Annotated in this window: 19 protein-coding genes; 13 read left to right on the top strand and 6 right to left on the bottom strand. The window is 56.1% G+C overall.

All coding sequences use genetic code 11. The annotated features are described in order from the left end of the window. Positions 1–31 precede the first annotated feature (31 nt). Positions 32–637, bottom strand: coding sequence for an alpha/beta hydrolase (locus NR177_RS19030; protein ID WP_063877624.1), 606 nt, complete (start codon positions 635–637; stop codon positions 32–34). 198 nt (positions 638–835) lie between these two features. Here NR177_RS19030 and NR177_RS19025 point away from each other — a divergent pair, with 198 nt between their 5' ends. Next, a complete protein-coding gene (locus tag NR177_RS19025) occupies positions 836–1960 on the top strand; it encodes a GNAT family N-acetyltransferase (protein ID WP_256853413.1) in 1125 nt (374 codons plus the stop codon). On the opposite strand, the gene NR177_RS19020 is transcribed toward NR177_RS19025, so the two are convergent. Next, a complete protein-coding gene (locus tag NR177_RS19020) occupies positions 1957–3789 on the bottom strand; it encodes an ABC transporter ATP-binding protein (protein ID WP_256853412.1) in 1833 nt (610 codons plus the stop codon). The two genes, NR177_RS19025 and NR177_RS19020, sit on opposite strands and share 4 nt — an antisense overlap. Before the next feature lie 71 nt (positions 3790–3860). On the opposite strand from NR177_RS19020, the gene NR177_RS19015 reads away from it, so the two are divergent. The 8 genes from NR177_RS19015 (at position 3861) to NR177_RS18980 (ending at position 13438) form a co-directional block, all read left to right on the top strand. Then, on the top strand, positions 3861–4364 hold the full coding sequence (locus tag NR177_RS19015) for a GNAT family N-acetyltransferase (protein WP_063877621.1): 504 nt from the start codon (positions 3861–3863) through the stop codon (positions 4362–4364). A 151-nt stretch (positions 4365–4515) separates the two neighbouring features. Beyond that, the gene (locus NR177_RS19010) at positions 4516–5682 is read left to right on the top strand and encodes an HD-GYP domain-containing protein (RefSeq protein ID WP_256853411.1); all 1167 of its coding nucleotides are present in this window, start codon (positions 4516–4518) and stop codon (positions 5680–5682) included. 109 nt (positions 5683–5791) lie between these two features. Continuing rightward, on the top strand, positions 5792–5881 hold the full coding sequence (kdpF, locus tag NR177_RS19005) for a K(+)-transporting ATPase subunit F (RefSeq protein WP_015699348.1): 90 nt from the start codon (positions 5792–5794) through the stop codon (positions 5879–5881). Beyond that, complete coding sequence (gene kdpA / locus NR177_RS19000) at positions 5881–7569, top strand: potassium-transporting ATPase subunit KdpA (RefSeq protein WP_063877619.1); 1689 nt, start codon at positions 5881–5883, stop codon at positions 7567–7569. The genes kdpF and kdpA overlap by 1 nt, the downstream gene beginning before the upstream one ends. After that, entirely contained in the window at positions 7566–9611 is a 2046-nt protein-coding gene (gene kdpB / locus NR177_RS18995; RefSeq protein WP_096012710.1) for a potassium-transporting ATPase subunit KdpB, read from the top strand. Before kdpA ends, kdpB begins: the two co-directional genes overlap by 4 nt. 10 nt (positions 9612–9621) lie before the next feature. Further along, complete coding sequence (kdpC, locus tag NR177_RS18990; RefSeq protein ID WP_256853410.1) at positions 9622–10191, top strand: potassium-transporting ATPase subunit KdpC; 570 nt, start codon at positions 9622–9624, stop codon at positions 10189–10191. 13 nt (positions 10192–10204) lie between these two features. After that, the gene (gene kdpD, locus NR177_RS18985) at positions 10205–12880 is read left to right on the top strand and encodes a two-component system sensor histidine kinase KdpD (protein ID WP_063877616.1); all 2676 of its coding nucleotides are present in this window, start codon (positions 10205–10207) and stop codon (positions 12878–12880) included. A 54-nt stretch (positions 12881–12934) separates the two neighbouring features. Next, positions 12935–13438 (top strand): TIGR00645 family protein, encoded by a 504-nt coding sequence (locus NR177_RS18980; protein WP_014604798.1) that lies wholly within the window; start codon positions 12935–12937, stop codon positions 13436–13438. Between the two features lie 62 nt (positions 13439–13500). Here the strand turns inward: NR177_RS18980 and NR177_RS18975 are convergent, their stop codons facing one another. After that, positions 13501–14433, bottom strand: a complete 933-nt coding sequence (locus NR177_RS18975; protein ID WP_063877615.1) for a LysR family transcriptional regulator — start codon at positions 14431–14433, stop codon at positions 13501–13503. A gap of 93 nt (positions 14434–14526) precedes the next feature. On the opposite strand from NR177_RS18975, the gene NR177_RS18970 reads away from it, so the two are divergent. From NR177_RS18970 to NR177_RS18955, 4 genes are all read left to right on the top strand, one after another. Then, positions 14527–15735 (top strand): MFS transporter, encoded by a 1209-nt coding sequence (locus NR177_RS18970; protein WP_256853409.1) that lies wholly within the window; start codon positions 14527–14529, stop codon positions 15733–15735. 61 nt (positions 15736–15796) lie between these two features. Then, positions 15797–17140, top strand: a complete 1344-nt coding sequence (locus NR177_RS18965; protein WP_063877613.1) for a sodium:proton antiporter — start codon at positions 15797–15799, stop codon at positions 17138–17140. Between the two features lie 30 nt (positions 17141–17170). Beyond that, the gene (locus NR177_RS18960; RefSeq protein ID WP_063877612.1) at positions 17171–17509 is read left to right on the top strand and encodes a hypothetical protein; all 339 of its coding nucleotides are present in this window, start codon (positions 17171–17173) and stop codon (positions 17507–17509) included. 170 nt (positions 17510–17679) lie between these two features. Further along, positions 17680–18618: an alpha/beta hydrolase gene (locus NR177_RS18955; protein ID WP_063877611.1), complete on the top strand. Its 939-nt coding sequence runs from the start codon at positions 17680–17682 to the stop codon at positions 18616–18618. Positions 18619–18735: 117 nt separating this feature from the next. Here the strand turns inward: NR177_RS18955 and NR177_RS18950 are convergent, their stop codons facing one another. From NR177_RS18950 to NR177_RS18940, 3 genes are all read right to left on the bottom strand, one after another. Continuing rightward, entirely contained in the window at positions 18736–19815 is a 1080-nt protein-coding gene (locus tag NR177_RS18950) for a porin (protein ID WP_256853408.1), read from the bottom strand. A 211-nt stretch (positions 19816–20026) separates the two neighbouring features. After that, positions 20027–20773 (bottom strand): glycerophosphodiester phosphodiesterase family protein, encoded by a 747-nt coding sequence (locus NR177_RS18945; protein WP_063877609.1) that lies wholly within the window; start codon positions 20771–20773, stop codon positions 20027–20029. 37 nt (positions 20774–20810) lie between these two features. Then, positions 20811–21914, bottom strand: coding sequence for an extracellular solute-binding protein (locus NR177_RS18940; RefSeq protein ID WP_063877608.1), 1104 nt, complete (start codon positions 21912–21914; stop codon positions 20811–20813). Positions 21915–21938: the final 24 nt, after the last annotated feature.

Here is a 21938-nt window from a genome sequence, read left to right as displayed (position 1 = left end):
AACCGGCGTGCCTGCGGTGGTGAAAGCGTGTTTAGTCCTGTAAGCACTGGGCAATAAACCCGGCGGCATGCATTGCGCCCTGGGCTGAGATGGTGTGGCCGGTCTGAGGTTCAAACACCGCTTCGACCGGGACGCCCACCGCTTTCAGGCGAGTCGCCGCCGACTCACTTTCACTGGCCGGTATCACCGTGTCGGCCCGGCCGTGAATCAGCAGGGCTGGCGTGTGAGCCTGTGGCGTGATCGGGCCGTCAAAGGCCAGTCGCCCCGAAAACGCCACCACGCCCGCCAGGGGATAACGCCCGGAAGCCAGCAGGTCCAGCGCCATAATTGACCCCTGGGAAAAGCCCACCAGGATGACGTTTTCCCAGCGGTCTGCCATCCCGTTCTGAGACATCAGATGACGGATAACGCTGTCAAAGGCCTCACGGGCCTCACGCACCCGACCCGGACGATTTTCTGGCGTAATATCGGCCAGGCTGAACCACTGATAGCCCGCGCCATGTTCAAAGGCGTAAGGCGCATCCGGTGACGCAAAGGCGACATCCGGGAGCAGGGTGGTCCAGTAGTCGCCAATCGGGGCCAGATCGTCTCCGTTACTGCCCACGCCGTGTAGAAAGATCACCAATGCTTTAGCCATGCCCGTTCCTTCGCTGTTTTTTGTCAGATTCTGCAGGCATTTGAACAGGTGACGGGATTAACGTCAAAACCAAACTACGCTTCAGGTAGCGCGTGCGCCTGAGCGGGGTCTGCATGAAGCATTCCGTGCCCTCCTCCTTTCCCTGAAACCTAAAACCTGCTTGACTACTGTGTCACCGGTTGCCGTCTGGAGTTATGCATGTCGTTGTTTCACCTGAGTTCGCTTTCAGACATTCCTGCCGCTGAATGGGATGCCCTGTTGACCGATCAACAGCCCTTTTTACGTCACGCATTTTTACTGAGCCTGGAGGAAAGCGGCAGCGTCAGGCCAGAAAGGGGCTGGCAGTCCGATCATCTCCTCTGGCGTGAGGCAGGCGAGCTTCGCGCCGTCCTTCCCGGCTATCAAAAATTCCATTCTCAGGGTGAATACGTGTTCGATCACGCCTGGGCCGATGCCTGCCAGCGTGCCGGCATTCCTTACTACCCAAAATGGCTGGGCGCGATTCCTTTCAGCCCGGTTACTGGCGCACGCGTGCTTGGTGCACCGGATGCCGCCGCCCGGCTTCTTGCTGCGTTACCGGACGCGCTGGCGGAGCAGGGGTTAAGTGGTGCGCATATCAACTTCACCGATCCGCAAGCGAACGTCTTGCTGGCGGCGCAACCTGACTGGCTGGCACGACTGGGCTGCCAGTATCACTGGCACAATCGGGGCTATCGCGACTTTCAGGACTTTCTGGATACGCTGATGTCTCGGAAACGTAAACAGTTGCGTAAAGAGCGCGAGCAGGTCGTACAGAGCGGTTTTGCATTTGACTGGTATCGCGGCGATCAACTGCGTGAGGATCAGTGGGATTTTGTCTATACCTGCTATGCCAATACGTATGTGGTGCGCGGTCAGCGTCCCTATCTGACCCGTGCCTTCTTCAGCCTGCTGGCTGAGAGGATGCCGGACAATATTCGCGTCGTCATCGCCCGTTTACAGCAGCAACCTGCGGCGATGGCCTTCTATCTTAAAGATGGCGAAAGCCTGTATGGCCGCTACTGGGGATGCCTGGCGGAATTTGACCGGCTCCACTTTGAAACCTGCTTTTATCAGGGGATGGATTTCGCTATAGCGGAAGGGCTGCAACGCTTTGATGCTGGCGCGCAGGGCGAGCACAAGCTGGTGCGGGGTTTTGAACCCCAGATTACCCACTCCTGGCACTATCTGTGCCATCCCGGCCTGCGCGCCGCCGTGGAGGATTTTTTGCAGCAGGAGCGGCAAGGCGTCCACCTGTGGGCCGATGAAGCCCGTGACGCCTTGCCCTATCGACGCGGCGATTAATCTGCGCCCACAAATCCCCCCGTCTGGTGCTGCCACAGACGGGCATACAGGCCGTTTTGTGCCAGTAGCTCCTGATGGCTACCGATTTCCACAATCTGGCCTTTTTCCAGCACCACCAGACGATCCATTTTGGCGATGGTGGACAGACGGTGAGCAATGGCAATCACGGTTTTACCCTTCATCAAGGATTCCAGGCTTTCCTGAATCGCGGCTTCCACTTCCGAGTCGAGCGCGGACGTCGCTTCATCCATAATCAGGATCGGCGCATCTTTCAGCAGCACACGGGCGATGGCCACGCGCTGGCGCTGACCGCCTGACAGTTTCACGCCGCGTTCGCCCACATGGGCATCCAGGCCAAAACGGCCCTGTGAATCGGACAGCAACGGGATAAACTCATCGGCGCGGGCGCGCTGGATGGCTAACTGAAGCGCCTCTTCACTGGCATTTGGTCGTCCGTACAGCAGGTTTTCGCGGATGGAACGGTGCAGCAGTGAGGTATCCTGGGTGATCATCCCGATCTGGCTGCGCAGGCTCTCCTGCGTCACCTCTGCAATATTCTGACCGTCAATCAGGATACGACCACCGTTGAGGTCGTACAGGCGCAGCAACAGGTTCACCAGGGTGGATTTACCCGCACCGGAAGGCCCAATCAGGCCAATCTTTTCACCGGGTTTGATGGTCAGATTCAGGCCATCAATGACCGGACGGCCGCCACCGTAGTCAAAACGGATGTCCTGAAAACGAATCTCACCTTGCGCCACCTTCAGTTGGGTTGCTTTGGGAGCGTCCTGCACGCTGAGCGGCTGTGAAATGGTGTTGAGTCCGTCCTGCACCATGCCGATGTTTTCAAAAATACCGTTGACGACCCACATCACCCAGCCGGACATGTTGACCAGGCGGATCACAAGGCCGGTTGCCAGGGCAATCGCCCCTACGCTAATCAGCGATTCGCTCCACAGCCACAGTGCCAGGCCAGAGGTTGAGACAATCAACATCCCGTTCAGCGTCGACAGCGTCAGATCCATGCTGGTCACCATCCGGTTAGCCTGCTGCGTCTTATCCGTCTGCTCCTGAATCGCTTCGCGGGCGTACTGACGTTCCAGATCGCTGTGCGCGAACAGCTTAATGGTGGCGATGTTGGTATAGCCGTCAACAATGGTGCCCATCAGCTTCGAGCGGGCCTCTGACGACACCACCGAACGGGATTTAACCCGTGGCACGAAATAGCGCAGCGCGGCAACGTAGGCCACAATCCAGATAATCAATGGAATCATCAGGCGCCAGTCGGCTTCTGCAAACAGTACCAGCGCCGTTGCGGCATAGATCAGCACATGCCAGATCGCATCCACCAGTTGCACCGCAGAGTCGCGCAGCGAGTTACCGGTTTGCAAAATACGTTGCGCAATCCGCCCGGCAAAGTCGTTTTGAAAAAAGTTCATGCTCTGCCGCAGGACATAATTATGATGCTGCCAGCGGATCATACTGGTCATGCCGGGGTTGATGCTCTGATGAACCAGCATATCGTGCAGCGCAATAAAAACCGGCCGCAGTATCAGCGCAACACAGCCCATCCACAACAACGTTTGCCAGTTATCCCGGAACAACGTGGCCGGCGTAGAGTGGTTCACCAAATCAATAATGCGGCTCAGATAACTGAACAGCGCTACCTCAATCAGCGCGCCGATTAATCCCACCACCAGCAACGCGGCAAAGCTCGGCCATACCTGGCGCAGATAGTAAAAATAAAACGGCCAAACCCGCGAGGGCGGCATGTCGGTCGGTGCATCCTGAAAAATATTGATAAAACGTTCGAAACGACGATACAACATAGAGGCACTCTTTCCGTTCGATAAGAGTTACAGCTTAGTGCATGTGTATGCCCGATTAAAAAGGATTAAATATGGATATCACTCTGCGCGGCCGTGAGCCGCACGATGCGGCGGCTTATCAACGTCTTTACGGTCATCCGGACGTTTATCCCTGGACGCTACAGTTGCCTTTTCCCAGCGTAGCCACCTGGGAGAAGAAGTTTGCAAAGATGGATGCGGAAGGCTTTATCAATTTTATCGCCGAAGTTGACGGTGAAATGGTGGGCGAACTCACGCTGTTCACTAATCATAATCCGCGTACCCGGCACTGCATCAGTTTCGGTATTGGCGTCAATCCTGCCTTTTCCGGTCGCGGCATCGGCGCGCATTTAATTCGTAACGCCATGGATTATGCCCGTAACTGGCTGGGCATCACCCGCATGGAGCTGGAAGTGTTCCACGATAATCATCGGGCGTTAGCGCTCTATGAACGACTGGGCTTTGAGCGTGAGGGCGTCCGTCGTCAGGCATCGCTGCGTGAAGGTAAACTTCACGATGTGGTGATGATGGCAATATTGCTCACTGAGAAAGCGTAACCACGCCCGTTTTCTTTTACCGGTGAACGGGAAAACGCTCTCTCTGGCGTCTAAAATTTGTGCTGCACCACAGTTCGCACAAAATGACCTGCATAAAACCGAGTGCCTGCCGATATCACGATATCACCCGCTGATACTCTGGAGGGAGATTGTGATTAAACTCATAACAATCGACGAACTGAAACCGGGTATGTTCGTCCACAAACTCGAAGTCTGGTGGTTTAAAGACAAACGCATTCGCAACCAGATGTTGATCACCGATCAACGTCAGGTTTTGATGTTTCGTCATGAAGGCATAGCGCGTTTATGGATCGATATGGAGAAATCGATTTCATTGACGCCATCTGCGCCGAAAAAAGTCGATTCAGGCATCCGCGCGCCGTTCTCTCAGGAAATGGAGCAGGCACAGCATATCTTTGAACAGGGCAAGCCAAAGGTGCTGGCCATGTTCAACGAGGCACGCCTGGGCTATGGCCTGAATCTCAGCGATATGATTGCGATTGTCGATCAGATTGCCGGTTCCATCGAACGTGAGCCTTCGGCGCTGTTACGTGTGGCGCAGCTTAAAGATCATGACAACTACACCTATCTGCACTCTATGGCGGTATGTGGGCTCATGATCGCCTTTGGTAAAAAGCTGGGGCTGGATGCTCAGCAACTGCAACGGGTCGGCATGGGCGGATTACTGCATGATTTGGGTAAGGCGGCGGTGCCACTCTCTATTCTCAATAAACCCGATAAGCTCAGCGACGATGAGTTTCAGGTGATGTGTGAACATCCGATTGCCGGTGCGCAGATGCTGATGGATGCCCATGCGGGCGACGATCTGGTCGATATAGCGCTGCATCATCATGAAAAATATGACGGCACTGGCTATCCCTATGGCCTGAAGGGCCATGAGATTAGCGTGTATTCCCGCATGACGACCATCTGTGACGTTTATGATGCGCTGACCTCAACGCGGCCCTACCGTAAAGGCTGGACGCCCGCCAAAACGCTGCAGATGATGTTGAGCTGGCAGGGGCATTTTGACACCACCTTACTGCACGCTTTTGTCAGTACCATCGGTCTGTATCCTGTCGGTTCGCTGGTCCGCCTGGCATCAGGCCGCATCGCGTTGGTGGTGAAGGGCGGAGATAAGTCATTACAGCGACCCAAGGTGCATGTTTTCTGGTCACTGCATGCGCAACGGGAAATTAAACCTGAGGTACTGGATCTGGGCGACAGTTTCTGTACTGACAGTATTGTCTGTGCCGAAGATAACGGTGGCTGGGACGGCGTGGATCTGAGCCGCATCTGGCAGTTGGAAGCCGCCTGATATTACGGCTATTTTTATACATTTTTTATATCCCCGACCCGCTTTTTAACCCTTTCTTTATGTGCCCAGGCGCAAGCTACTCAGCAAATCCAAACCTCTGGAGGTTGCTGTGAGCGCAGGCGTAATAACCGGCATTGTGCTGGTGGTGTTGTTACTGGGCTATCTGATTTATGCCCTGTTAAATGCGGAGGCCTTCTGATGGCGGCCAATGCGTTTTTACTGATAGCGGTTTATCTGCTGTTACTGATGGTGATGGCGCAGCCGCTGGGGCGCGGGCTGGCCGCGTTAGTCGCGGACAAGCCCCTGTTTACGCGTGCAGAAGCCTTTCTGTGGCGCATCTCAGGAACCCAACAAGGCGATATGCGCTGGCAGCAATACTTGCTGGCGATCCTGGTGTTCAATCTGCTGGGCATGGCTGTGCTGTTGGCCATGCTGATGTTTCAGGGACAGTTGCCCCTTAATCCGCAGCATCTGCCCGGACTGAGCTGGGATCTGGCGCTGAACACGTCCATCAGTTTTGTCACCAACACCAACTGGCAGTCGTATGCGGGCGAAAGCACCTTAAGCTATTTCAGTCAGATGGTCGGACTGACGGTGCAGAACTTCGTGTCCGCTGCCACCGGTATTGCCATCGCGTTTGCATTGATTCGCGGTTTTGCGAATCGATCTATCGCCACGCTGGGCAACGCCTGGCGTGATTTGACGCGCGTGACGCTCTACGTTCTGCTGCCGATTAGCCTGCTGATGGCGCTGTTTTTTGTCAGCCAGGGCAGCATCCAGAACTTCCTGCCTTATCACAACCTCACCAGTCTGGAAGGGGCGCAGCAAACGCTGGCAATGGGGCCGGTTGCCTCTCAGGAAGCAATCAAAATGCTGGGGACCAACGGCGGCGGTTTCTTCAACGTCAACTCCGCCCATCCGTTTGAGAATCCCACCGCACTCACCAATTTTGTCCAGATGCTAAGTATCTTCCTGATTCCGGCGGCTCTCTGCTTTGCCTTTGGCGAAAGCGTCAAAGATCGTCGTCAGGGAAATATGTTGCTGTGGTCAATGACGCTGATGTTCGTGGTGGCCGCGGCGCTGGTGATGTGGGCCGAACTGCATGGTAATCCGCACTTCCTGACGCTCGGCGCTGACAGCGCTATCAATATGGAAGGCAAAGAGACGCGCTTCGGCATCCTTAACTCCAGCCTGTATGCGGTGATTACGACGGCGGCTTCCTGTGGCGCAGTGAACGCCATGCACGACTCGTTTACCGCACTGGGCGGCATGGTGCCCATGTTGCTGATGCAACTGGGCGAAGTGGTGTTTGGCGGAGTCGGTGCCGGTCTGTACGGCATGCTGCTGTTTGTCTTGCTGGCGGTGTTTATTGCCGGGTTGATGATTGGCCGCACGCCAGAGTTTCTTGGCAAGAAAATCGACGTGTGGGAAATGAAAATGACCGCTCTGGCGATTCTGGTCACCCCCGCGCTGGTGCTGATTGGCACGGCGATCGCGATGATGACCGATGCCGGACGCGCCGGCATGGCAAACCCGGGAACGCATGGCTTTAGTGAAGTGCTGTACGCCGTCTCGTCGGCTGCCAATAACAACGGTAGCGCCTTTGCGGGCCTGAGCGCCAATACGCCGTTCTGGAACCTGCTGCTGGCGGTGTGCATGCTGCTGGGACGCTTCGGCATCATCATTCCGGTCATGGCAATTGCCGGTGCCATGGCGGTGAAAAAAGTGCAACCGGTCGGTAACGGTACGCTGCCTACGCACGGTCCTCTGTTTATCGCCCTGTTAATCGGTACCGTCTTGCTGGTCGGCGCGCTGACCTTTATTCCTGCTCTGGCGCTGGGTCCGGTGGCCGAGCATCTGCAACTTATTCAGGGACAATCATCATGAGTCGTCAACAACAGGTGTTTGACGCAGCGCTGTTACGTGCCTCAGCGATCGATGCTGTAAAAAAACTCGATCCCCGCGTGCAGTTTCGCAATCCGGTCATGTTTGTGGTTTACCTGGGCAGCATCCTGACTACGATTCTGGCCTTACTGATGTTTACCGGACACCAGAGCGGCAGCGCCAGTTTTACCGGTGCCATTGCCCTGTGGTTATGGTTCACCGTGCTGTTTGCCAACATGGCAGAAGCGCTGGCGGAAGGGCGCAGTAAGGCCCAGGCAAACAGCCTGAAAGGGGTTAAAAAAACCAGCTTCGCCAAAAAACTGTCGGCTGCGCACTACGGCGCAAAATGGCAGCAGGTTGCGGCTGACCAACTGCGCAAAGGTGACGCGGTGCTGGTGGAAGCCGGTGATGTCATCCCCTGTGATGGCGAGGTCGTTGAAGGGGGCGCATCGGTGGACGAAAGCGCGATCACCGGCGAATCGGCACCAGTGATCCGTGAGTCGGGGGGGGATTTTGCCTCGGTGACTGGCGGGACACGCATTCTGTCCGACTGGCTGGTCATCACCTGTAGCGCCAACCCAGGGGAAACCTTCCTGGACCGGATGATCGCCATGGTTGAAGGCGCGCAGCGCCGTAAAACCCCGAACGAGATTGCCCTGACTATTCTGCTGGTGTCGCTCACCATCGTGTTTCTGTTAGCCACTGTCACGCTGTGGCCTTTTTCAGCCTGGGGCGGCACGCCGGTTACCATCACGGTGCTGGTGGCGTTGCTGGTATGCCTGATCCCAACCACCATTGGTGGTCTGCTGTCCGCCATCGGTGTGGCCGGGATGAGCCGTATGTTGGGGGCTAACGTGATTGCCACCAGTGGCAGGGCAGTCGAAGCCGCAGGGGACGTAGATGTGCTGATGCTGGATAAAACCGGCACCATCACCCTGGGTAACCGTCAGGCAACGCAGTTTTTACCGGCACCCGGCGTAACGGAAGAGCAGCTGGCAGATGCTGCGCAACTGGCGTCACTGGCGGATGAAACCCCGGAAGGGCGCAGTATTGTGGTACTGGCAAAGCAAAAGTTTAACCTGCGTGAACGCGATCTGAGCAGCATGGGCGCCAGCTTTATTCCCTTCTCTGCCCAAACCCGCATGAGCGGCGTCAACGTACAGGACCGTCTGATCCGTAAAGGTGCGGTCGATGCGGTGCGTCGTCATATTGAAGCCAGCCACGGTGCCTTTCCGGCAGAAGTAAACGCCCGGGTTGAAGAGGTGGCGCGGGCCGGTGGCACACCGCTGGTGGTGGCCGAGGGCGCAAAAGTGCTGGGCGTGGTTGCGCTGAAAGACATTGTGAAAGGCGGTATCAAAGAGCGTTTCGCAGAACTGCGCAAGATGGGCATTAAAACCGTGATGATCACCGGTGATAACCCACTAACGGCGGCCGCCATTGCGGCAGAGGCGGGCGTGGATGACTTTTTGTCAGAAGCGACGCCGGAAGCCAAGCTGGCGCTGATTCGTCAGTATCAGGCGGAAGGGCGCCTGGTCGCGATGACCGGCGACGGCACCAATGATGCCCCGGCACTGGCACAGGCGGATGTGGCGGTTGCCATGAACTCCGGTACTCAGGCAGCAAAAGAAGCGGGGAACATGGTCGATCTGGACTCGAACCCCACCAAACTGCTGGAAGTGGTACACATTGGTAAACAGATGCTGATGACGCGCGGTTCTCTGACCACCTTCAGTATCGCCAATGACGTCGCCAAATATTTCGCCATCATCCCGGCGGCGTTTGCGGCGACCTATCCACAGTTAAATATGCTCAATGTGATGCATCTGCACTCACCCGCATCAGCCATCCTGTCGGCCGTTATCTTTAACGCCCTGGTGATTGTGTTCCTGATCCCTTTAGCGCTTAAAGGTGTCAGCTATCGCCCCTTGAGTGCCGCGTCGCTGTTGCGCCGTAATTTACTGATTTATGGATTAGGTGGGCTGCTGGTGCCGTTTGTGGGCATCAAGGCGATTGATATGTTGCTCGTGCTGTCTGGTATGGCCTGAGGAGAATAAAATGAGTCAGTTACGTCCGGCGGTTTTCCTGCTTTTGTTGCTAACGATTGTGTGCGGCGTGGTTTATCCTTTGCTCACCACTGGCCTGTCGCAGTGGCTGTTTCCCTGGCAGGCCAACGGGTCGTTGTTAAAAGTGGATGGCGAAGAACGGGGTTCTGCGCTGATTGGTCAGAATTTTAGCCACCCCGGTAATTTCTGGGGACGGCCTTCTGCAACCGGTGATAAACCTTACAATCCGCTGGCATCCAGCGGCAGTAATCTGGCCGCCAGCAATCCGGCGCTGGATAAAGCGGTGGCAGAACGCGTAGCGGCGTTACGGGCGGCGAATCCGCAGGCCAACGGCGCGGTACCCGTGGAACTGGTTACCACATCCGCCAGTGGGCTGGACCCGGAGATTTCGCCTGAAGCCGCGCTGTGGCAGGCCCCGCGCATTGCGGCAGCACGTCAGTTACCGCTGGCGAAAGTTGACGCACTGGTAGACAGCATGACGCAGCGTCCGCTGTTGCCCTTCATCGGTGAACCTACTGTGAACGTGCTGCAGCTTAACCTGGCGCTGAATGACCTCAAATAAGTCTAAGGAAGCTATGAACCACGAACCGCTGCGCCCCGATCCGGATGCCCTGCTGCAGGCCAGCAGTGACAGCCATCGCGGCAAACTGAAAATCTATTTTGGTGCCTGTGCGGGCGTAGGGAAAACCTATGCCATGTTGCAGGAAGCGCAGCGGCTGCGTGCCCAGGGACTGGATGTGCTGGTGGGCGTGGTGGAAACGCACGACCGCCCGGAAACGGCCCAGCTTCTTAATGGACTGGTGCTGTTGCCGCGCCGCGCCACTGGCCGTTCGCGGCACGCAGAGTTTGACCTTGATGCCGCGCTGGCACGCCATCCGGCGGTCATTCTGATGGATGAGCTGGCGCACACCAACGTGAAAGGATCACGTCATCCCAAACGCTGGCAGGATATTGAAGAACTGCTGGAGGCCGGCATTGATGTCCTGACTACAGTGAACGTTCAGCATCTGGAAAGCCTGAATGATGTTGTCGGTGGCGTCACCGGCATTCAGGTACGCGAAACCGTACCCGATCCCTTTTTCGACGGTGCCGACGAAGTGGTGCTGGTCGACCTTCCCCCCGACGACCTCCGCCAACGCCTGAAAGAGGGCAAGGTGTACATTGGCGATCGTGCCGAACGGGCCATCGAAAATTTCTTTCGTAAAGGCAATCTGTTTGCCCTGCGTGAGCTGGCGCTGCGCCGCACGGCCGATCGGGTGGATGACCAGATGCGCGCCTGGCGCGACAGCCAGGGACGGGATCGTGTCTGGCATACGCGTGATGCCATTCTGCTGTGTATTGGTGACGACACCGGCAGTGAAAAACTGGTGCGGACGGCGGCGCGGCTGGCCGCCAGACTGGGCAGCGAGTGGCATGCGGTTTACGTGGAAACGCCTCGCCTCAACCGGCTGCCGGAAGCGCGGCGTCGGGCTATTTTACGCACGCTGAAGCTGGCGCAGGATATGGGGGCCGAAACCGCGACGCTCTCCGATCCGGATGAGGCGCAGGCGGTCCTGCGTTACGCACGTGAACACAACCTCGGTAAGATCGTGACGGGGCGACGCCCGGTGCGGCGCTGGCGGCGTGACAGCTTTGCTGAACGTCTGGGGCAACTGGGGCCCGATCTGGATCTGCTGGTGGTGGCGCTGAATGAGCCGATTCAGGATGCACCCCATCCGTTAGCCGAGGATCGGGTTAACAGCGATAAATGGCGGCTGCAGCTGCGCGGCGTTCTGATGGCGCTGGTGCTGTGTATTCTGGTCACCGCCGCAGGGCAGTCGGTGCTGATCAGCTTCGATCCGGCCAACTGTGTGATGATCTACCTGCTGGCGGTGGTGATCGTCGCGTTGCGCTATGGGCGCTGGCCGTCGGTCATTGCCACGGTGATGAACATCATTGCCTTTGACCTGTTTTTCGTCGCGCCAACCGGCACGGTCGCGGTGTCGGATCTGCAATATTTAGTGACCTTTGGCGTCATGCTGGCGGTGGGGGTGATTGTGGGTAATCTGACGGCCGGTGTCCGCTATCAGGCGCGGGTTGCCCGTTACCGTGAGCAGCGCACGCGGCATCTGTACGAAATGGCTAAGTCACTGGGAAGCGGCCTGACGCCCGAAGATATCGCCGCAACCAGCCAGCGGGTGCTGGAGGCGACGTTACAGGCGCGCTGCCTGCTGCTGTTGCCCGATGAACAGGGTGAACTGCAAACCTTGGGCAATGCGCTGCCGGGCAATGAACCGGATCGGGCAATTGCGAAATGGAGCTTCAGTAAGGGCCAGCCTGCTGGTGCAGGCACGGATACCTTACCGGCGGTGCCCTACCAAATTCTTCCGTTGAAAGTGGGCGATCTGTGTCGCGGATTGCTGGTCGTTGAACCGCAAAATGTGCGTCAGCTGATGGTGCCGGAACAGCAGCGGCTGCTGGAAACCTTCACCGTGCTGATTGCCAACGCCCTGGAGCGGATGGCGCTGTCGCAAAGTGAGGCGGCTTCGCGACTGTCTGCGGAACGGGAACAGCTGCGCAATGCCTTGTTGTCAGCCCTGTCCCATGATTTACGCACGCCGCTGACGGTGCTGTTTGGTCAGGCCGAAATGCTGATGCTGGATCTGGCCAGTGATGACTCAAAGTATGTGCCGCAGGCCAGCCAGATTCGTGAACAAACCCTGAGTACCATTCGCCTGGTCAGTAACATGCTGGATATGGCGCGTATCCAGTCGGGTGGTCTGAATTTGCGCGAAGAGTGGCTGGCGCTGGAAGAGGTGATTGGCGGCGCGCTCAGCAGCATGGCTCCGTCGCTCAAGGGACGGGAGGTTGAGCTCGATCTGCCTACGGATATCGTTCTGATTAAAGGCGACAGCACGCTCCTGGAGCGGGTATTTACCAACCTGATTGAAAACAGCCTGAAGTACGCAGGCAACTGCGCGCCTCGTGGCATTCGGGCCTGGTGTGAAAATACGCGGCTGGAAATCGCCATCTGGGATGGTGGCCCAGGCATAGCCGACAATGACCTGACGCGAATTTTCGACAAATTTTCGCGCGGGGATAAAGAATCGGCGGTGCCGGGTGTCGGCCTGGGGCTGGCGATCTGTAAAACGATTATCGAGAGCCATGGCGGCCAGATCTGGGCGGAAAATCGCCCGGAAGGCGGTGCCTGCTTCCGCCTCTCTTTACCGCTGCCACCGGTTCCTGAAATTTCTCCTGAAGGCTTGAAATAACTTCACAGATGATCGGTTATAATGCGCGACCTTACTGATTATGATTGGGAAATTATGGAACGTTTTACCGAAAACCTGATGTATGCATCGCGCTGGTTGTTGGCTCCGGTTTACATTGGACTTTCGCTGGGATTGCTGGCGCTCACCGTCAAATTTTTCCAGGAAATTTTTCACCTGTTGCCCAACATTTTTAGCATCGCAGAAAACGATCTGATTTTGCTGCTGCTGTCGCTGGTGGATATGACGCTGGTGGGCGGGCTGCTGGTGATGGTCATGCTGTCAGGCTATGAAAACTTTGTGTCCAAACTCGACATTGACGAGGGCAAAGAGAAGCTGAGCTGGCTGGGTAAAATGGATTCCGGCTCGCTGAAAAATAAAGTCGCGGCCTCGATTGTGGCGATTTCCTCCATCCACCTGCTGCGGGTATTTATGGATGCGCGCAATGTCGAAAACGACAAGCTGATGTGGTACGTCATCATCCATCTGACCTTTGTCCTGTCGGCCTTCGTGATGGGCTGGCTGGACAACATGTCGCGAGCGGAAAAGAAAAACGTCTGACCAACCGCAACATCGCCGAACGCCGTCCGCTTATACGGCTTCCCTTGTGGGGGAAGCCCTGTTCAGCCTGACGCGGGGCGCGCGCCCGTCAGGTGCGGAAATACCGCTTTGATCATGGCAAAAAACGCGGTCAGCCTGGCAGGATAGTAGCTTGCCCAGGGATAGGTCAGCCACACCGGCAACGGGGGAGCCTGCCATTCCGGCATCAACTGAACCAGATTGCCCTGCGCCAAATCCTCCTGTATGACCCATGTCGACATAATAGCCGCACCCAGGCCCGCCAGGGCGGCCTTGCGCACGGCATACAGGCTGTCGCTGCTGAGCACGGGAACGATGGGCAGATTCACCGGTTCATCCCTGTCCTGATTCTGTAACGCTATCTCGTTACGGTAGAAGCTGGTCAACGCCAGCCAGGGCAAATCCCCCAGCTGTTCCACCTGCCTGACCGGCGGATGCTGCAAGAGTAGCGCGGGCGCGGCAACGACAATGCGTGGCACTTCAGCCAGCAGCACAGCCACCACAGAAGGATCGGTCGGTGCGCCAACCTGAATCGCACAGTCCACGTTCTCGGCGACGAAGTCTGGCGTCCTGTCGTTCAGCATCCATTCAATGCGTAAACGGGGATAGCGGCGCATAAAAGTCACCAGCGGTGCGACCAGTTGATCCTGACCGAATGCATGAGGCGCCCGCACCCGCAATATCCCGACCGGATCACTGCCCGCGCCGGTCAGTTCATCCTCCAGCGCGTGCCAGGTCGCCATGAGCTGCCGGGCCTGAGCATAGCAACGTTCCCCATCATCGGTGAGCTTCAGCGCATGCGTGGTGCGCAGTATCAGCTTCAGCCCAAGCCCCTGCTCAAGAGACTGCAAGCGGCGGCTGATTGTCGGTTGCGTAATGCCCAGTTGTAACGCGGCTGCGGTCAAACTGCCGCTCTCGACAATGCGAATAAAAGTGTGCATCAATTCGATACGATCGCTGTTATTGAAATTGCTCATGCGTCCCACGTATAACCGTTTTGTCTTTTATGAGTCTACCGCGTATGTCAAAAACAGGCTTTACTTGTCACACTATTTTTTGAGGATGCCACCATGTCAGCGGTAAACAATATCACTCCACCTGCCACCGAACGTATGCCCGCGCCCCTGGTCTTTACGCTGGCTGCCGGCGCGGGCCTGAGCGTCGCCTCGATTTACTACAGCCAGCCGATGCTGGATATCATCAGTAAGCAGTTCCAGATCAGCGTCGGTACTGTTGGCATGGTGCCGATGTTAACGCAGGCCGGTTATGCCTTAGGCATTCTGTTGCTGGCCCCGCTTGGCGATCGCCACGATCGGCGCACCATCATTTTAGTTAAGGGATTGCTGCTGGTGATGGCGCTGCTGTTATGTGGGTTCTCCGGCGGCATCAGCGCGCTGCTTATCGCCAGCTTTGTGACCGGGCTGACGGCGACCGTGGCGCAGGACATTGTTCCGGCCTCGGCCGCGCTGGCTCCGGCACAACGTCGGGGTAAAATCGTTGGCACGGTAATGACGGGGTTACTGGTGGGGATTTTATTATCCCGGGTCGTGAGCGGCGTGGTGGCGGAGTATTTTGGCTGGCGCACGATGTACATGATAGCGGCCATGGCCGTATTGCTGATCAGCCTGACCTTGTGGCGCGTGCTGCCACGCTTTACGCCCGGCACGTCAGTGAGCTATCCCCGTCTGCTTTTATCGCTGGTACAGCTGTGGCGTGAACATCAAACCCTGCGACGTGCCGCACTGGCTCAGGGGCTGCTCTCTGTGAGCTTCAGCGCCTTCTGGTCCACACTGGCGATCATGCTCAGCGAACGTTTTCACTTTGACAGTGCTATCGCCGGTGCCTTTGGCCTGGCGGGGGCAGCAGGTGCACTGGCCGCGCCGCTGGCAGGTAACGTCGCCGATCGTATCGGCCCGGCGCGTGTCACCCAGTTTGGTGCCGCTCTGGTCACGTTCTCTTTCGCCCTGATGTTTTTGTTGCCGCTGCTGCCGCTCCCCGGTCAGCTGGTATTAATCATTATCTGCACCATTGGCTTTGATTTAGGCGTGCAAGCCACGCTGGTCGCCCATCAAACCCTGATTTATGGCCTGGTGCCCGACGCGCGTAGCCGACTGAATGCCCTGCTGTTTACCATCGTGTTTATCGGCATGGCGAGCGGTGCGGCGCTGGGCAGCCTGGCGCTTGCTCACTGGGGCTGGAATGGCGTTGTGGTCTTGTCGACGCTGGCCGCGGCTGTCAGCCTGATCGTGCGTCTCGCCAGTCGCCACCTCAAGGACTGATCCTTCCGCCCGTCAGCAAATGTGCCAGGCTTAGTCATAAACTCAATTAAAACGGTGCGTTATGAACTTTATTGCCTGGACAGCTGCGACGGGCTGTCTTCTGTTATTAATGTCGCTGGCGTCAGGGTGGATACACCGTGGCCCGGTGACCTCTTTTGGTCTTTTCTTGTTAGCCGGGATAGCCTGCGGGCCGTGGGTATTTGATGTTATCGAAATCGATATCCTTCGCCATGCTGAACTGGTCACGCACATTACTGAAATCACCATGGCCGCGTCGTTGTTCATTACCGGCCTAAAGCTGCGCCTGCCGCTTAAGGCCCGGAGCTGGCGCGCTGGCGGCTTACTGGCGTTCCCGGCGATGTTGATGACGGTCGCGGCCATGACGCTGCTGTCTCACTGGCTGGTGGGGCTGTCGTGGCCCATTGCCCTGGCGTTTGGCGCGATTGTTGCGCCCACCGATCCCGTGCTGGCGAGCCTGATCTCCGTGAGCGATGCTCAGGATGATGATGCACTGCGCGTAGCCATTTCCAGTGAGGCGGGCATGAACGATGGTTCCGCACTGCCCTTACTGATTCTGGCGCTGCTGCTGTTTAACGGCGAAAGCCTGGGCACGGGCATGGTGGCGCACTGGGCTGCTGTCGATGTCGTGTGGGCCATTGGCGGCGGCATCCTGTTGGGATTTGGACTGGGTCGCCTGGTCGGTCTGCTGGCCACCCGACTGCGCAATGCCCACGGCGATGTGGCACCCAATGACTTCCTTGCGCTGGCGCTGATCGCGCTCAGCTATGCACTGGCCGAATGGGTCGGTGCTTCGGGCTTTCTGGCCACCTTTGCGGCCGGTCTGGGCCTGCGCCGCGCGGAGCTGGGCGTCTTTAAACGCTACCAACCTGACGATATGCCCGATGACGATCGGCTGCTGCCTGCCGAGGCGCTGGTGAATCCCAACAAACGGTTACAGCAACGTAGCAGTGGCATGGTGAAATCGGTCGGTTTAGTGGTAGGCGATGCGCTCTCTTTTGGCGATACTATCGAACGCCTGTTGGCTGCCATGATGATGGTGGTACTTGGCGTGACCATGGCGCACCACTGGAACATGCAGGGCGTCCTGCTTGGGCTGTTGCTGTTTGCGGTGGTGCGACCGCTTGCCGTCTGGCTGGTGACCCTGCGCACTGGCATGCCGGTTCCTCAGCGGTTGCTGATTGGCTGGCTGGGTATCCGTGGTATTGGTAGTCTTAACTATATTGCGTTTGCCTGGGTCCATGGCATGGTCGGGGCAGAGGCAAAGATAATGGTTGATATGGCGCTGACGCTGGTGGTGTGCAGCATCGTGGTCCACGGTATTTCTGTGACGCCGCTGCTCAACTGGCGCCAGGCGCGACTGGAGGCGAAACAGCGCCAGTCATGAGAGTGAGTTAACTGATAACAGGAGTAGATGATGAAGATATCTCAGATACTGTTGCTGAGCATGCTGGCTTCTGGCAGTGCACTGGCGGCAGAGAACAGTGAAGAAAGCGTGTATGCCAGCCAGCTGTGCCATATTGTCAGCAGTGAAAAAAGCGTATCGACAGCTGACCAGTATGTCGAAAAAATGAAAGCCAGCGTGGCAGGATCGCAGTCCTCCTCTGCTGTCAGTAAGCCTGAATTTGACGAAGAGCTGGCAAACGAAGTGGCGAGTGCATGGCTACAACTGGGCGATGAAGAACGCGCCAAACTGCGTACCAATTCACAGCAGTGTGAGCAAACGGTAATGACGCAGTTTCAGCAAGAAGATTAACCGCCGTTAAATCGTCAATAAACGCGCTAAAATGGCGCGTTTTTTAATGGATTTTCACTACCGATTGCGTACATAATCGCCAGCGTCTTAACCAAATGTGCGATACATAATAACAACGCAGCGGGCCGAAAAGGTCGGCTAACCTTTATGGCATTGATTTAACAGGCATCATGATTACGCGTCGACGCTTTATTTTCGGCACAGGAGCGCTTGCGCTCTCACTGGCTACCAGCAAACTGTTTGCCCGCGATGATATTATTCCCCTCTGGCCGGACGAACCGCCCGGCGGCGGCGGTCCGTCTGGCACCCTGCATGTTGATGCATGGGGTTCATGGTCCAATATTGTCAGCCCGGCGATTCAACGTTTCAGGCCAGAAAATCCCAACGGCGAAGCGGTATTAATCGCGGCCGGTGGCGGTTATCGCTGGATTGGCATGGGCCGCGAAGCCTGGCCCGTCGCGCACTGGTTAAATGCCAATGGTTATACCGCCTACGTGCTGAGCTATCGTTTGCCGCGCGAGAAATGGCAGGCGGGCAATCTTGCGCCCTTGCAGGATGCACAGCGTGCCCTGCGCCTGATACGATCATTTGAACGTAAAGTGCATGTCTTAGGCTTTTCAGCCGGTGGACATTTACTGGGCATGGCGGCGGCGCGCCCGGAGTTTCAGTCATACACGCCCGTTGACAGGCTGGATCAGGAAGTGCCAAAAGCCGACAGCGTAGGGCTGATTTATCCGGTGATTACGCTGGAAGCGCCGTATCAACATACCAATACTCACCTGATGATGGTGGGCAACGACGCCAGCCCGCAGGAAGAAGCCAGTTGGTCCGTACAAAACTACGTGACGAATCTGTATCCGCCCACATTTCTGGCTCAGGCCGGCGACGATCACACCTCAAAACCCTTTAATACCCAGTTAATGCGTGACACCTGCCGTCGCAATCGTGTGCCAGTACAGCTGATCCAGCTTTCCAGCGGTGGACATGGTTTTGGACTGGGTAAAGCCGGCACGCCTGCCGCCCTGTGGGATCAGGCTTACGTGAAATGGCTGGAAAACCTGGGTCAGGGCACGTCACCCGTCAGGCACGCTGCCACCTCCGCCCTTTAGCCATTTTCTCTGCGGACTGACGTAAAAAAAGCCGGCATTCGCCGGCCTCGCGACAGTAGCGATTCTCAGGATTGAAGCGATACAGGTTAAAGCACGTGTGCAGGCAGGGGCCGCCTGTTAAAACTGATAAGTCAGGCCCATACCGATACTGTTTTTTGTCGTAATGCCGGTTGCACGGGTAAAGTCATTTTCTTTCAGCAAGTTAATGCGGTAATCCACATAGGTCAGCATGTTCTTGTTGAAATAGTAGTAGGTGCCCACCGCAATATATTTCTGCATAGTCTGACTACCACCGGCAAAATTCCCCGCGCCCTGCAGGTTTTCGCCACGCTGTGTCACAAACCCAACAGAGGGACGCAAGCCGTTCAGGAACTGGTATTGCGCAATCGCCTCAAAGTTATGGGTTTTATCGGCGACCTGTGCCAGCTGTCCATAAGGCGTCACATCGTTGGCTTCACCGTACATGGCGGCCAGATAGATTTGGTTGGCATCATATTTCGCCGCCGTTACCCAGGCGGTCGCCTCGTCTCCCTGGCCGTCAGCTTGCTGAGTCAGGGTACGTTTTGCTTTCATGCCCGCGGCGGCAATGCTCAGGCCATCGGTGATGCTGTAGGTCAGACCGGCACCGTAGCCATCCCCGTTCGCCAGTTTGGCGGTTGAACGATCATTTTTCCCTTGGTACTGCAGGGTTAACTTTAATCCGCCCCAGTCCGGGGAGTGCCAGGTCGCAAGACCGGTCGAGCGTTTTGACAGGAAGTTATCGTTGGTGGTCATGGTGCCAGAACCGTAGATTGGCGCCATGTCTGTGTAGGCAGAGGCAATATACAGTGCGCCAAAGCTGCGACCATAATCGAATGATCCGAAGTCATCCAGCTTCAGACCGGCAAACCCCAACCGCGTGGCATTACCTGTTTGGGCGTCGGTGGTGCCTTCACTGTGATTCAACTGGAAATTATATTCCCATTGACCATAGCCGGTAAGCTTATCGTTAATTTGCGTCTGACCTTTAAAGCCCAGACGTGCATAAGAGTTGTCACCATCTTCCGCGATATTATCGGAAAACACATGGCGTGCATCGACTTTACCGTAGAGGTCGAGTTTATTACCGTCTTTATTATAAATTTCGGCGGAGCATGCAGAAAATGAAACCAGAAAACATATTGCATACGGCGCGACTGTTTTTATTTTGTTGTGCATATCATCTACCCTTATCTAGTCATTGAAGCGTGAGGATGTGACCGCGCAGGGCGGCATTTATTTCAACGTCACATTCGTTTTGTCGAATAGCGAAACAATAAAATCAATTATCTGGCCATAAATAACATGGCCATTTTTTATAATGGTTTTCCCTGGTGCCAGCCCGTCAGGCAGGTAATGCCCTGATGGTTTTTTATTAAAATACTTTTTATTAAAATGCTAAGTCGGGTATATCGCTTAACACCGTTTGCGCGCCCGCGTCGATATATTTGCGGGCCAGTGCCGGGTCATTAATGGTGGCAATCGCGAACTCAATCCCTGAATGGGACAGGCGCTGCAGGTCATCGTCCGTGGCGAAGTCGCCCAGGAAATGCAGGATCTGGCAATCTGTTCTGGCGAGCAGCGCTGCAGGATCTTTCGGCGGCACGCACACCGCCAGTCCACGTGGGACGTCCGGCATAATCTTTGCGGCAACCTGTAACGAGAGTTCAGAGAAGCTGCTAATAAATAACTTCTTCTCGCCTGCGGGCCACAGCGACTTCAACTGGGTAATCGCAATCTCCGCCGTTTCAATTTCCTGTCCTGAGGTCGGCTTAATTTCCAGCTGCAGCCCGATGCCTTTATCCAGCACAAAGCCCACTGTTTCAGCCAGCGTGGGCACTTTGACGCCTTTAAAGATGTGACCGTAACGCACGCCAGCATCCAGCGAGCGGATCTCATCCAGCGTTAAGTTCGCCACATAACCTTTACCATTGGTGGTCCGGTCGACAGCATCATCATGAATAATGACCGGGTGCATATCTTTGGTCAGTTTGACATCCACCTCTATCCACGTTGCCCCGTGTTCAACGGCCGCCTGAAACGAAGGCAGCGTGTTTTCTGGCGCTAACAGGGGCGCGCCACGGTGGGCAATCAGGTGCGAGTTCACCACGCGCACAGGATGTTTTTTCTTCGACATTCTTCGCTTTACCTTCTGTTATGGGTGTATCGCCGATCTACTTGAGTAAGACCTGATTAGAAAATTCTGTTCTGACTTCATCACCCAGCGGCTTAGGCATGAACTGGGTACCATGAATGCGCTCTTTGCTGTTGATTAGCCCAGCATCGCGATTCACTTCTTTATTTTGCGGCGTGATGCCATACACCTGCTGAAACAGCCGTTGGGTGGTGGGCAGCGTCAGCCAGTGTATAAACAGCAAGGCTGCGGCTTTGTGTTGTGCGTTTTTAGGAATGGCCACCATATTTCCGCCGCCGGGCATGCCGAAGTCAGGAATATAAAGTTTGATGGTTTTAGGGACTTCACCATGGTTTTCTAAGCCCACCAGATAATCTTCCCAGGCCGGCACCAGCAGAAACTCGCCGCTGACCAGTCGGGTAACGCTGTCGGCGTTAGACGCGGTAATGATGTAATTGGGACGCTGCTGTTTGAACCAGTTCCAGGCGGGCTGGAGCGCCGTCAGGCTTTTTACATCGGCATCGCCTTTGGTAAAATCAAAACCCGGCACCAGCGTGCGAGTGACTGACTCAATAAACGCCGGACCCGACCCACCGTTTTCGACGTTAAAACCAAATTCCTGTGGATGACTTTGCAGGAAGGCCGTTATCTGCGGCAGGGTTCTGGGCAGCTCGCTTTCTTTCATGCGACGGGAATCATAAGCCAGGCCCGTCTGGTTGCCCCAAAACGCCACGCCATAGCCTTTGCTGTCGGTTCCCTCAATCGAATAATTTAGGGTTTTACCTTCAGGAAGTAATGTATTAATCGGACCAAAAAATGTCTGCTGTGGTGATACCGTACCGAAGGCGCCACCGCCAATGGAAAACAGATCGATATCGCCCGCTTCACGTCCACGGTCAGCCATGAGTTTATTAATATTGCCCTGCAATGGGCCTTCAGAGAGCGTGACCTTAATTCCATACTGTTTTTCAAACAGGCTGACCTGTTCTTTTAAACGATCCTGGTAATACCAGTGATACCAGGTTAATGTCCCTTCTTTCTTAGCCTGCTCGACAATCTGTTGCCAGTTCATCGTGGTCAGATCCTGAGCCTGGCTACAGAAAGCCCCGGCCAGCAATAACATTGCGGCAAATAGTCTGAACATAATAGTCCCCAATAACGAGTGATA

It is taken from the genome of Pantoea sp. Fr+CA_20, from assembly GCF_024520835.1.
Lineage (GTDB): Bacteria > Pseudomonadota > Gammaproteobacteria > Enterobacterales > Enterobacteriaceae > Pantoea > Pantoea allii.
This window is presented reverse-complemented; position numbering and strand designations above follow the sequence as displayed.

Excerpts from the sequence above, each read along its gene's own strand:
- NR177_RS19030 (WP_063877624.1), bottom strand. The coding sequence starts at position 637 with ATGGCTAAAGCATTGGTGATCTTTCTACACGGCGTGGGCAGTAACGGA.
- NR177_RS19025 (WP_256853413.1), top strand. The coding sequence starts at position 836 with ATGTCGTTGTTTCACCTGAGTTCGCTTTCAGACATTCCTGCCGCTGAA.
- NR177_RS19020 (WP_256853412.1), bottom strand. The coding sequence starts at position 3,789 with ATGTTGTATCGTCGTTTCGAACGTTTTATCAATATTTTTCAGGATGCA.
- NR177_RS19015 (WP_063877621.1), top strand. The coding sequence starts at position 3,861 with ATGGATATCACTCTGCGCGGCCGTGAGCCGCACGATGCGGCGGCTTAT.
- kdpA (WP_063877619.1), top strand. The coding sequence starts at position 5,881 with ATGGCGGCCAATGCGTTTTTACTGATAGCGGTTTATCTGCTGTTACTG.
- kdpB (WP_096012710.1), top strand. The coding sequence starts at position 7,566 with ATGAGTCGTCAACAACAGGTGTTTGACGCAGCGCTGTTACGTGCCTCA.
- kdpC (WP_256853410.1), top strand. The coding sequence starts at position 9,622 with ATGAGTCAGTTACGTCCGGCGGTTTTCCTGCTTTTGTTGCTAACGATT.
- kdpD (WP_063877616.1), top strand. The coding sequence starts at position 10,205 with ATGAACCACGAACCGCTGCGCCCCGATCCGGATGCCCTGCTGCAGGCC.
- NR177_RS18980 (WP_014604798.1), top strand. The coding sequence starts at position 12,935 with ATGGAACGTTTTACCGAAAACCTGATGTATGCATCGCGCTGGTTGTTG.
- NR177_RS18975 (WP_063877615.1), bottom strand. The coding sequence starts at position 14,433 with ATGAGCAATTTCAATAACAGCGATCGTATCGAATTGATGCACACTTTT.
- NR177_RS18970 (WP_256853409.1), top strand. The coding sequence starts at position 14,527 with ATGTCAGCGGTAAACAATATCACTCCACCTGCCACCGAACGTATGCCC.
- NR177_RS18965 (WP_063877613.1), top strand. The coding sequence starts at position 15,797 with ATGAACTTTATTGCCTGGACAGCTGCGACGGGCTGTCTTCTGTTATTA.
- NR177_RS18960 (WP_063877612.1), top strand. The coding sequence starts at position 17,171 with ATGAAGATATCTCAGATACTGTTGCTGAGCATGCTGGCTTCTGGCAGT.
- NR177_RS18955 (WP_063877611.1), top strand. The coding sequence starts at position 17,680 with ATGATTACGCGTCGACGCTTTATTTTCGGCACAGGAGCGCTTGCGCTC.
- NR177_RS18950 (WP_256853408.1), bottom strand. The coding sequence starts at position 19,815 with ATGCACAACAAAATAAAAACAGTCGCGCCGTATGCAATATGTTTTCTG.
- NR177_RS18945 (WP_063877609.1), bottom strand. The coding sequence starts at position 20,773 with ATGTCGAAGAAAAAACATCCTGTGCGCGTGGTGAACTCGCACCTGATT.
- NR177_RS18940 (WP_063877608.1), bottom strand. The coding sequence starts at position 21,914 with ATGTTCAGACTATTTGCCGCAATGTTATTGCTGGCCGGGGCTTTCTGT.